This window comes from Rhizobacter sp. (assembly GCF_031412495.1).
GTDB lineage: Bacteria > Pseudomonadota > Gammaproteobacteria > Burkholderiales > Burkholderiaceae_C > Schlegelella_A.
Window position 1 is genome coordinate 1 of the sequence record NZ_JANODC010000503.1, and the last position, 9725, is coordinate 9725.

At 69.4% G+C, this 9725-nt stretch carries 11 protein-coding genes and 1 pseudogene; 6 read left to right on the forward strand and 6 right to left on the reverse strand.

Annotation, left to right across the window (positions count from 1 at the left end; genetic code table 11):
• The 4 genes and pseudogenes from AC30N0_RS18825 to atzF form a co-directional block, all read right to left on the reverse strand.
• Positions 1-179 (reverse strand): annotated as a pseudogene (locus tag AC30N0_RS18825) (ABC transporter ATP-binding protein); the annotation flags it as partial.
• The gene (locus AC30N0_RS18830) at positions 176-1012 is read right to left on the reverse strand and encodes an ABC transporter permease (protein WP_489519419.1); all 837 of its coding nucleotides are present in this window, start codon (positions 1010-1012) and stop codon (positions 176-178) included. The gene AC30N0_RS18830 and the pseudogene AC30N0_RS18825, both read right to left, overlap by 4 nt.
• A 2-nt stretch (positions 1013-1014) precedes the next feature.
• Positions 1015-2052 carry an ABC transporter substrate-binding protein gene (locus AC30N0_RS18835; RefSeq protein ID WP_489519420.1) on the reverse strand — a complete coding sequence of 346 codons (1038 nt, stop codon included), beginning with the start codon at positions 2050-2052 and terminating at the stop codon, positions 1015-1017.
• Positions 2053-2086: 34 nt separating this feature from the next.
• On the reverse strand, positions 2087-3910 hold the full coding sequence (atzF, locus tag AC30N0_RS18840; protein ID WP_489519421.1) for an allophanate hydrolase: 1824 nt from the start codon (positions 3908-3910) through the stop codon (positions 2087-2089).
• Between the two features lie 137 nt (positions 3911-4047).
• Here atzF and AC30N0_RS18845 point away from each other — a divergent pair, with 137 nt between their 5' ends.
• Complete coding sequence (locus tag AC30N0_RS18845; RefSeq protein ID WP_489519422.1) at positions 4048-4332, forward strand: hypothetical protein; 285 nt, start codon at positions 4048-4050, stop codon at positions 4330-4332.
• A gap of 235 nt (positions 4333-4567) precedes the next feature.
• Here AC30N0_RS18845 and AC30N0_RS18850 read toward each other — a convergent pair whose 3' ends face one another.
• Together AC30N0_RS18850 and AC30N0_RS18855 are read right to left on the reverse strand one after the other, a co-directional pair.
• On the reverse strand, positions 4568-5029 hold the full coding sequence (locus AC30N0_RS18850; protein WP_489519423.1) for a universal stress protein: 462 nt from the start codon (positions 5027-5029) through the stop codon (positions 4568-4570).
• 223 nt (positions 5030-5252) lie between these two features.
• Entirely contained in the window at positions 5253-5453 is a 201-nt protein-coding gene (locus AC30N0_RS18855; RefSeq protein WP_489519424.1) for a DUF6494 family protein, read from the reverse strand.
• Positions 5454-5608: 155 nt separating this feature from the next.
• On the opposite strand from AC30N0_RS18855, the gene AC30N0_RS18860 reads away from it, so the two are divergent.
• The 5 genes from AC30N0_RS18860 to AC30N0_RS18880 all read left to right on the forward strand — a co-directional run.
• A complete protein-coding gene (locus AC30N0_RS18860; RefSeq protein ID WP_489519425.1) occupies positions 5609-6031 on the forward strand; it encodes a universal stress protein in 423 nt (140 codons plus the stop codon).
• Positions 6032-6046: 15 nt separating this feature from the next.
• On the forward strand, positions 6047-6865 hold the full coding sequence (locus tag AC30N0_RS18865; protein WP_489519426.1) for a universal stress protein: 819 nt from the start codon (positions 6047-6049) through the stop codon (positions 6863-6865).
• Between the two features lie 163 nt (positions 6866-7028).
• The gene (locus AC30N0_RS18870; protein WP_489519427.1) at positions 7029-8048 is read left to right on the forward strand and encodes a Bug family tripartite tricarboxylate transporter substrate binding protein; all 1020 of its coding nucleotides are present in this window, start codon (positions 7029-7031) and stop codon (positions 8046-8048) included.
• An 83-nt stretch (positions 8049-8131) separates the two neighbouring features.
• The gene (locus AC30N0_RS18875; RefSeq protein ID WP_489519428.1) at positions 8132-8653 is read left to right on the forward strand and encodes a tripartite tricarboxylate transporter TctB family protein; all 522 of its coding nucleotides are present in this window, start codon (positions 8132-8134) and stop codon (positions 8651-8653) included.
• 35 nt (positions 8654-8688) lie between these two features.
• On the forward strand, positions 8689-9725 hold a 1037-nt coding region (locus tag AC30N0_RS18880), incomplete at its 3' end, for a tripartite tricarboxylate transporter permease (protein WP_489519429.1).

Genomic DNA, 9725 nt, shown 5'->3' on the forward strand with positions numbered 1-9725 from the left:
GGCCCGAACACCGAGACGATGCGGTGCTTCGGGATGTCGAGGTCGAAGTTCTCGTACAGCGGCCAGCCGGCGAAGTATTTCGTCAGGCCGCGGATCGTGATGTGGGTACCCGCGGGTCCGGGGTGGAACGGACGCTCCGGAACGTCGATGACGACAGCCGCGTTGATCACTTCGCTCATCGCCCGCTCCAGTGCACGATCCTGCGCTCGGCGACGAGGAACAGGACGTTGAGCCCGTAGCCGAGGGCGCCGGCCGAGAGGATCGCGGCGTACATGCTCTTCACGTTGAGGACCTGCTGCGCATCGATGATGCGGTGGCCGAGGCCGTTGTCCGAGCCGATGAACATCTCGGCGACGATGACGATCACGAGCGCCATCGACACCGCCGAGCGCAGACCCACGAACGTCGGCTGCAGGCTCTCCCAGATCAGCACGTCCTTGAACACCTGCCAGCGCGACGCGCCCATGACGCGCGCGGCCATGACGCGTTGCTTCCTCGCGTTGATGACGCCGTAGGCGCTGTTGAAGACGACGATCAGCAGCGCGCCGAAGGCGGCGATCGCGACCTTGTTGATGTCCGAGACGCCGAAGATCAGCAGGAAGAGCGGGATCAGCGCCGACGAAGGCGTCGAGCGGAAGAAGTCGATCAGGAACTCGACGCTGCGGTAGGCCTTCTCGTTGCTGCCGAGGAGGACGCCGAGCGGCACGCCGACGAGCGCGGCGATGAGGAAGGCCTGCAGCGTGCGCAGCACCGTGACGGCGAAGTCGAGCAGCAGCGGGCCGCCGGCCAGGCCGACGACCAGCGCCTCGAGCGTGGCCCAGGGCGTGGGCAGGAGGATCGCCTTGATGAGGCCGGCCCGGACGACCAGATCCCAGGCGACGAAGAGGGCGAGCGGCCCGAGCACCGGCAGCAGCCGGTGCCAGGGGAACGCCTTCGCCGCAGGCGGGGCGACGTCGCGGCTCGCCGTCCAGGGCCCCGTCGCTGCGGCACCGTTGCTCGTCCGTGCGCCCATGCTCACCCCTTGAAGAGCATCGGCTCGACCAGCACCCTCTTCTCGAAGATGCCCTTGTCCGAGAACAGGTCGTAGAACTTCTGGAAGTGGGCGATGTCGCTCGACTTGAACTCGTGGTGCAGCATGTACGACGCGAGCGGCACCTCGTTGGCGAGCGCGCCCTCGATCGCGGTGTAGCCCTTCATGTGCTGGCGCGCCTCGTCCGGCTTGTTGCGCACGAGCTCGATGCCGCGGGCGTAGGCGGCGATGAACCGCTTCGTCTCGGCCGGGTACTTCTTGATGAACTCGGTCGTCAGGCTGGCCGAGCCGCCGTGCCAGGGCGCCATCGGGTCGCCCAGGATGTAGCGGGCGACGACGCCGGCCTCGAGGACCCGCGTCGTGCCGTTCAGGCGGCCGATCGTTCCGGTCGGCTCGAGCGTGTAGGCGGCGTCGATCTGGCCGGCGGCGAGCGAGGCGACGTGCTGGCCGATCGGCAGCTCGATGACGCTCATCACGCCGGCGCCGGCGCGCTCGAGCATCGTCTTGGCGAGGGTCACGTTCTGGATGCCGGGACCGGAGGCGACGCGCTTGCCCTTCAGATCGGCCATCGTCTTCACCGGGCTGTCCTTCGGGACCAGGAACTCCTCGAGCACGTACTTGGCGTTGCTCGGGTTGGTCGCGAAGATCTTGAACAGGCCCGGCTGGGCGATCTCGCCGATCGCAAGGTTGGCCGAGCCGGTGCCGTTCGAGCTGCCGTCGGATCGGCCGGCGAGCATCGCTTCCATGACCTGCTGCGCGCCGGCGAACTTGATCGGCTCGACCTCCAGACCGGCTTCCTTGAAGTAGCCCTTGTCCACCGCGGCGAAGAACGGCAGGCCTGCCGCCACCGGCCAGAAGCCGATGCGGATCTTCGGCCCCGCCTGGGCGCGCGCGAAGCGCGGCAGGCCGAGAACGGACGCGGCGCCGGCGGCGGCGAGGAGCACGCGGCGCCTCGCGTTCGCCGGTTCGCTCGCGGCCTCCTCGGCGATGCGACGTGTCTTCGATGCGGGCGGGTGATTCATGGCGGTTCCCAGGTTGACAGGACAGGAAGGGCGGCTAGCTCGCCTCGGTACGCAAGCGCTCGAGGTAGGCGCGCCAGCCGCCCGAGGCGGTGATGTCCAGCGCGCCGTCGACCGCGTGCGCTTCGCAGAGGAAGCCGTGCACGTGGCGGCCGTCGTCCAGCGCGAGGCTGCCCAGCCCGAGCGGCGGCGGCACCAGGGCGAGGAAGGAGCCGACGGCGGTGCTCGGCAGGTCCCAGATTTCGAGGTCGACGGCGGCACCGCCGGCCTTGACCCGCAGCAGTCCCGGCTTCGGCGGCGTGGTTCCGGGCAGGGCGAACAGGCGATAGCAGGGCGCCGTGCGCACCGACTCGCGCAGCACGGCGCCGCGCTCGGTGAGCTGGCCGTTCAGGGGCAGGCCGGAAAGGTGCGCGCCGACGACGGCAATGGACAGCACCGGCTCGGCGGCGGGAAGACGTGGCGACGGATCGTCTGGCGCCGCGGCCTCGCCTCGCACCCCGGTCGCACCGAGCGTCAGGCCCAGGCTCTCCTGCCAGGCGATGCCGAAACGGGCGAGCGCCGCGTCGACGCCGGCGCGGCCGATGAAGCTCACCCCGAAAGGCAGCGCCTTGGCCGTGGTGCCGGCCGGCACCGCCAGCGCGCACCAGCCGAGCAGGTTGACGAAGTTCGTGTAGGTGCCGAGCTGGGCGTTCACCGCGATCGGGTCGGCGTCGACCTCGGCGTGGCGCGGGTGGCCCGGTGCGGTCGGCACCATGAGCAGATCGACTTCCTCCCAGATCGATTGCGTGTCGCGCCGTGCGCCGCGCAGCCGGTACAGGCCCCGGAAAGCGTCGGTCGCCGAGAGCCTGGCGCTCGGTTCGACGACGCTGCGCACGATCGGATCGAGCGCCTCGGGCGAGCCGGCCAGGAGCTGCTCGATCACCGCATGCCGCTCGGCAACCCACGGGCCGGCGTAAAGCAACCCGGCGACGGCGTGCAAGGGCGCAAAGTCGATCGGCGCGACCCGATGACCCAGCGACTGCACGTGCCTGACCGCGGCCTCGAAAGCCGCGCCGTAGCCGGCATCGCCGCTGAAGACGGCGTGCGACGGGATGCCGATGCGCAATGTCCGGCCGAAGCGGGCCGGGCCCGGGGCGAACTCGCTGTAGGCGTCGGCCTCGTCGGGACCTTCGACGATGGCGAGGACGGACGCCGCATCGGCGACGGTCAAGGCGAACACGGCCACGCAGTCGAGGCTGCGGCAAGCCGGCACCACGCCGCTCGTGCCCACGCGCCCCGGCGTCGGCTTCAGCCCGACGACCTGGTTGAAGCCGGCCGGCACGCGGCCCGAGCCGGCAGTGTCGGTGCCGAGGGCGAAGGGCACGTCGCCGCGCGCGACCACCACTGCCGAGCCCGAGCTCGACCCGCCGCTGATGCGATCCGCCGCGAGGGCGCTGCTCGGCCGCCCGTAGGGCGAGCGGGTCCCGACCAGGCCGGTGGCGAACTGGTCGAGGTTGGTCTTGCCGACGCACACCGCGCCGGCCGCGATCAGCTTCGCGACCGCGCCGGCGTGCGCCGTCGGCGTGTACGCGAACGCGGGGCAGGCGGCGGTGGTCGGCAGGCCGGCGACGTCGATGTTGTCCTTGACGGCAAACGGCACGCCGAAAAGGGGCAGTTCGATCCGCCGCTGCGCACGATCCAGGCGCGCCGCGCGCGCCTGGAGTGCGTCGACCTGGGCCGCGATGCCGGCCCGACCGACGATCGTGATCCACACGCCCGGGGGGCTTTCGACCTCGAGGCGCCGATGCAGGCTCAGCAGGGCCGGCAGGGGCGAGTCACCCGCCTGGAAGGCGCGGGTCCAGTCGGCGAGGGTGACGGGCAATGACGGGTTCAATCGAGCTGCTCTGGTATACCAACTCGTACACCGCACGATCCATGCCAGGCACAGGGACGCCGCCGCATCGGCCCTTTGATTTACGGAGATCCCGTGTGCGGATCGAATTTATGTTGCAATGCAGCATGGCTGATGCAACCAGCATGAGACTCAGTCTCGAGGACGTTCTTGGCGATCTGTGGGACGCGAGGCGCAGGGAGGACCTGGGCCGGCTCGCGCTCCTCGTGCACTGCGACCTGCGGCGCTGGGCGCGGGCTGCGAAGCAGGAACTGCTGGCCAAGCATGCGCAGGACCTCGTCTTGACCTGCCCCTGCGCGACACGGCAGGAATTCATCCGTCGCGTCGACTGGCTGATCGACGAGGCCGAGAAGGCGCATTCAAGCCTTCATCGAGCTCCTGTCACTTGCTGACGGTGGCCGACCAGGGCGTCGGCCCAGCGATCGGGCGAAGCGTCGTCGTAGAAGCAGCGCAGAGGACCCGGCCACAGGTGCGCCGGCCCGCCGCCATCCGAGAACGGCACGGGCGAGCGCGGCGAACAACGGGTGTGGGCGTCCGAGCCTTCCATCCCTACGAGCTTGCCCCGCCCTTTTCAGGCTGCAGGATCGGGGCCCGGCGCACCCTTCAGCGGACGGTCATCGGCCTCCCTCAGCGTTTGGAAGCCTCGGGGGATCGCACCAGAAGCACCGGGACCGGGGCGGCGCGGAGGATCTGCTCGGCATCGCTGCCGAGCATCGCGCGGCCGATGCCGCGGCGTCCGTGCGTGCCGAGGACGATGAGTTCGGCGCGCCACTCGGCCGCCTGCTCGACCACGACGTCGGACGTCCGGCGTGCGAAACACTCGACGGTGACGGTCTCGACGGCCACCCCCGCGGCCGAAACGCGGCCCTTGCCCGTCTCCAGGATCTGCTCGGCCCGCCGGCGCAGCGCCGGCAGGACCGTGTTCAGGTAGGTGGCGCCGGTCTCGAACCCGGTCGTGAAAATCAGTTCGTCGAGCACGTGCACCAGGCGGATCGTTCCTCCAGTAGCGCGCGCGATGGCGATCGCCTCGGCGAGGCCCCGGCCGGAGGTCGGGCTGCCGTCGACAGGAACCAGGATGCGCTGATACATGGCTCAGCGCGATGCGGCCGCGATGCGGGGCATCGCGGAAGGGGTCCAACGGGCAATGAGCCCGACGCGAAGCGCGCGGTCGACGTTGGCGACGTTCAGGCGAATCATGGCGTCCTGGGTGGGAGTGGAGCCTCACGATAGGCCGAGCGGAACCCGAAGGCTTGATCTTGCGCAAACGCGCATCGACCCGGCCCCTCGCCACAGGCGGGGCCTCGCAGCGCCGTCAGCGCAGCACGATGTCGCCGTCGAAGTTCACCTTCAGCCCGAGCGCCGGGATCTCGAGGGTCATGGTGGCGGAGCAGGCGTTCGGGGCGGCGCCGGTGGCGACCGCCCGGGCCACGGCCTGCTCGATCTCGCGCTGCGAGTTGACGCCCACCATCTTCAGGAACTTGCGGATGCTCAGGTTCAGAGTCTCTTCGTCCATGGGGTTCTCCTCGTCCGGTGACGCCTCGGCAGGGCCGGCAGGTCCGGCCGCGTCCGGCGCTCGGCGATTGTCGACCCGGCGCGTGGTCGCCGGCCCGGTCGAAGCGCTGCCGAAGCTGCCAAACTAGGGCGCTGCCATCCAATCCGGAGACTGCCATGAAGATCATGATCGCCGCCGACGGCAGCGACTACACCAAGCGGGCGCTGGCCTACATCGCGGCCCACGACGAGTGGCTGGGCAACCGACACGAATACACCGTGCTCACGGCAGTGCTCGCCGTGCCGCCGCGGGCAGCCTCGTTCGTCGGCAGCGCGGCGGTCAAGCAGTTCCACGAGGACGACGCCGAGGCGGTGTTCCGGCCGGTGGGTGCCTTCTTCCAGCAGCAGGGCATCGAGGCGACGTACGTCTACGCGGTCGGGCATGCCGCCGACGTGATCGCCGCGCACGCAGCCGACGGCCGGTTCGACCTGCTGATCATGGGCTCGCGCGGGCACGGCGAGATCGTCAACCTCGTCCTCGGCTCGGTCGTCACGAAGGTGCTCGCCCGGACCTCGACGCCGGTGCTCCTGATCCGCTGACGGGCCCTCGCGTCGATGTCGATCAAGTCGATCCTGCTCCACGTCGACGCCACCCCGGCCGCCGTCGTCCGGCTCGAGGTCGCGCTGCAGCTGGCGCAGCGCCTCGCCGCACGGGTGACGGCGGTGTTCGCGGCAGCGTGGGACGCGCAGGCGAGCTTCGCCTACTCGGCTGCCGCGACGCTCGACGGCGTCGGTGGTCCCCTGTCGGCGCATCGGCAAGCGCAGGACCGGCTGCGTCGGCATCGCGGCGCCGACGCGGCCGAGGTCGGCTGGTGCGACATCGTCGGCGAGGCGATCACGCCGGGCTTCCTGGCCGAGGCCGTCTATGCCGACCTGCTGGTGGTGGGCCAGGAGCCGCGGCCGGCCGAGCCCGGCGGAGCGCCGCCCGGCTTCGTCGAGTCGGTGATCCTGCAGAGCGGCCGGCCGACGCTGGTCGTCCCGACGGTCTGCCGACGTCCGGCGGTCGGACGCTGCGCGGTGGTGGCCTGGAACGGCTCGCTCCCTTCGGTCCGGGCGCTGGCCGGAGCCCTGCCTCTGCTGCGCGCAGCGGACCGCGTGCACGTCGCCACGTGGGCCCGGCATGCGCCGCAGGCACCGTTCAGCCGGATCGACGTCCGCGAGTACCTTGCGCGGCAGGGCGTGGCGGCGCAAGTCCATCGGCAAGCGGTGACTCCGGACGTGGGACACGCACTGGGCGACCTCGCGCATGCGCTGGCGGGAGACCTGATCGTCATGGGTTGCTACGGGCACAGCCGCGCCGCCGAGCGCGTCTTCGGCGGCACGTCGCGGTCGATCCTGGCGACCACGGATGTGGCGGTGCTGATGGCGCATTGAGGGTGCGTGCCATGCCCCTGCCGGCGAATCGCCATGCGGGGCAACCCCGATGCCGCATTTGCGAAAAGTTGACCGGAGTCAAGGTGAAACCCTGAAAGCGCGACGCAGCATCGGGCGTTGCGTCCGAAGGCGCACAGTGCGCCCAGACACACAGGAGACAAGAATGATGAAGAGCGGGTTTTCTTTCCTTCGCAGCGGCCTCTCCAAGGCCTTTGCCGCATCCCTCCTGGCGATGGCCGGCGCGGCGCCGGCCTTCGCCTGGGAGCCCACCAAGCCGGTCGAGTTCGTGATCCCCGCCGGCACCGGCGGTGGCGCGGACCAGATGGCCCGGCTGATGCAGGGCATCGTCGTCAAGCACAAGCTGATGAAGGAGCCGCTCATCGTCGTCAACAAGTCGGGCGGTGCCGGCGCCGAGGGCTTCCTGGCGGTGAAGGAAGCCAAGGGCGACCCGCACAAGATCATCATCACGCTGTCCAACCTGTTCACCACCCCGATGGCGACGGGGGTGCCGTTCAGCTGGAAGGACATGACCCCCGTCGCCATGATGGCGCTCGACCAGTTCGTGCTCTGGGTCAACGCGAGCGAGCCCTACAAGAACGCGAACGAATACATCGCCGCGGTCAAGAAGGCAGGGCCGAACAAGTTCAAGATGGCCGGCACCGGCTCCAAGCAGGAAGACCAGATCATCACCGTGGCGCTGGAGAAGGCGACCGGCACGAAGTTCATCTACGTGCCGTTCAAGGGCGGCGGCGAGGTCGCGGTGCAGCTGGTCGGCGGCCACGTCAACTCCACCGTCAACAACCCGATCGAGGCGGTGGCGCAATGGCGCGCCGGCAGCGTCCGCCCGCTCTGCGTCTTCGACGACGAGCGGATGCCGTTCAAGGCCAAGGTCACCGACACCCAGTCCTGGTACGACATCCCGACCTGCAAGGAAGCCGGCGTGCCGACCGACTACACCATGCTGCGCGGCATCTTCATGGCGCCGGGCGTGAAGCCGGACGAGCAGGCCTTCTACGTCGACCTCCTCACCAAGATCCGGGCCACGCCGGAATGGAAGGAGTACATGGAGAAGGGTGCCTTCAACCCGACCTTCATGACCGGCGCGCAGTTCACCAAGTGGCTCGAGGGCGCCGAGGCGTCGCATCGGACCCTGATGACCGAGGCCGGCTTCCTGGCCAAGTAGTCGCGGCTCGATCTCGAGCCAGGGAGGCGGCGGCCGCGCGAGCGGCGCGCCGCCTCGATCCATATCACCACGAGGGGGGCTCCTTGGAGCAAGACGATCCATCCGGCGGGCCGCGTCGCAGCGGCGTCGCCACGCACGTGGTCGAGGCGGTGGTCGCCGCGATCCTGCTCGTGATCGGCATCGTGGTCCTGGTCGAGAGCCGGCGCCTGGGCTCGGAGTGGACCAGCGACGGCCCGGGATCGGGCTACTTCCCCTTCTACATCGGCCTGATCATCGTCGTCTCCAGCCTCGGCCTGCTCTACCAGTCGCTGCTCGGCAAGAAACGCAAGAGGGAGATCTTCGTCGACTCGGTGCAGCTCAGGCGCGTGCTGTCGGTGCTGGTTCCCGCCGCGCTCTACGTGCTCGCGATCCGCTTCATCGGCGTGTACCTCGCCTCGGCGGTCTACATCGCGCTCTTCATGATCGTCCTCGGCAAGTATTCGCCGCTGCGCAGCGTCGTCGCCGCCATGGCGATCAACGTCTTCTTCTTCTTCCTCTTCGAGGTGTGGTTCAAGGTGCCGCTGTTCAAGGGCGCGCTCGACCCCCTGGGCTTCCTCGGCTACTAGATTTCGGCCCCGCGGCCCTACGGAGCAGACGCGACATGGATGAAATCGGCGCTCTGATGCACGGCTTCGCCGTGATCCTGACGCCCATGAACATCGGTCTGATGTTCGTCGGAATCATCCTCGGCGTGCTGATCGGCGTCCTGCCCGGCCTGGGCGGTGCCAACGGCGTCGCCATCCTGCTGCCGCTCACGTTCACGATGTCGCCGACCTCGGCGATCATCATGCTGTCGTGCATCTACTGGGGCGCGCTGTTCGGCGGCGCCATCACCTCGATCCTGTTCAACATCCCGGGCGAGCCGTGGTCGGTGGCGACCACCTTCGACGGCTACCCTATGGCGCAGAAGGGCCAGGCCGGCGCGGCGCTGACGACGGCGTTCACCTCGTCCTTCGTCGGCGCGCTGGTCGCGGTGGTGATGATCACCTTCCTGGCGCCCCTGGTGGCCAAGTTCGCCCTCAAGTTCGGCGCGCCCGAGTTCTTCGCCGTCTACCTGCTCACCTTCTGCAGCTTCGTCGGCATGGGCAAGGGGTCGCCGTTCAAGACCCTGCTGTCGATGGCGCTCGGCTTCGCCCTGGCCAGCGTCGGGATGGACACCGTGACCGGCCAGCTGCGGATGACCTTCGGCCAGCCCGAGCTGATGCGCGGCTTCGACTTCCTGATCGCCGTCATCGGCCTGTTCGGGATCGGCGAGATCCTGCTGTCGATGGAAGAGGGCCTGAAGTTCTCGGGCAAGAGCGCCAAGATCGATCCCAAGGTGGTGTGGCAGACCTGGAAGCAGCTGCCGAAGTACTGGATGACCTCGGTGCGCAGCTCGCTCATCGGCATCTGGATGGGCATCACCCCGGGCGGCGCGACGCCGGCCTCGTTCATGAGCTACGGGCTGGCCAAGAAGGTGTCGAAGAACGGCTCGAAGTTCGGGACCGGCGAGATGGAAGGCGTCATCGCCCCCGAGACGGCGGCGCATGCCGCCGGGACGAGCGCGCTGCTGCCCATGCTGGCGCTCGGCATCCCCGGCTCGCCCACCGCGGCCGTGCTCCTCGGCGGCCTGCTCATCTGGGGGCTGCAGCCCGGCCC

Coding starts and splice junctions, on each gene's coding strand:
- AC30N0_RS18830 (WP_489519419.1), bottom strand. CDS start 1,012: ATGGGCGCACGGACGAGCAACGGTGCCGCAGCGACGGGGCCCTGGACG.
- AC30N0_RS18835 (WP_489519420.1), bottom strand. CDS start 2,052: ATGAATCACCCGCCCGCATCGAAGACACGTCGCATCGCCGAGGAGGCC.
- AC30N0_RS18845 (WP_489519422.1), top strand. CDS start 4,048: ATGGCTGATGCAACCAGCATGAGACTCAGTCTCGAGGACGTTCTTGGC.
- AC30N0_RS18850 (WP_489519423.1), bottom strand. CDS start 5,029: ATGTATCAGCGCATCCTGGTTCCTGTCGACGGCAGCCCGACCTCCGGC.
- AC30N0_RS18855 (WP_489519424.1), bottom strand. CDS start 5,453: ATGGACGAAGAGACTCTGAACCTGAGCATCCGCAAGTTCCTGAAGATG.
- AC30N0_RS18860 (WP_489519425.1), top strand. CDS start 5,609: ATGAAGATCATGATCGCCGCCGACGGCAGCGACTACACCAAGCGGGCG.
- AC30N0_RS18865 (WP_489519426.1), top strand. CDS start 6,047: ATGTCGATCAAGTCGATCCTGCTCCACGTCGACGCCACCCCGGCCGCC.
- AC30N0_RS18870 (WP_489519427.1), top strand. CDS start 7,029: ATGATGAAGAGCGGGTTTTCTTTCCTTCGCAGCGGCCTCTCCAAGGCC.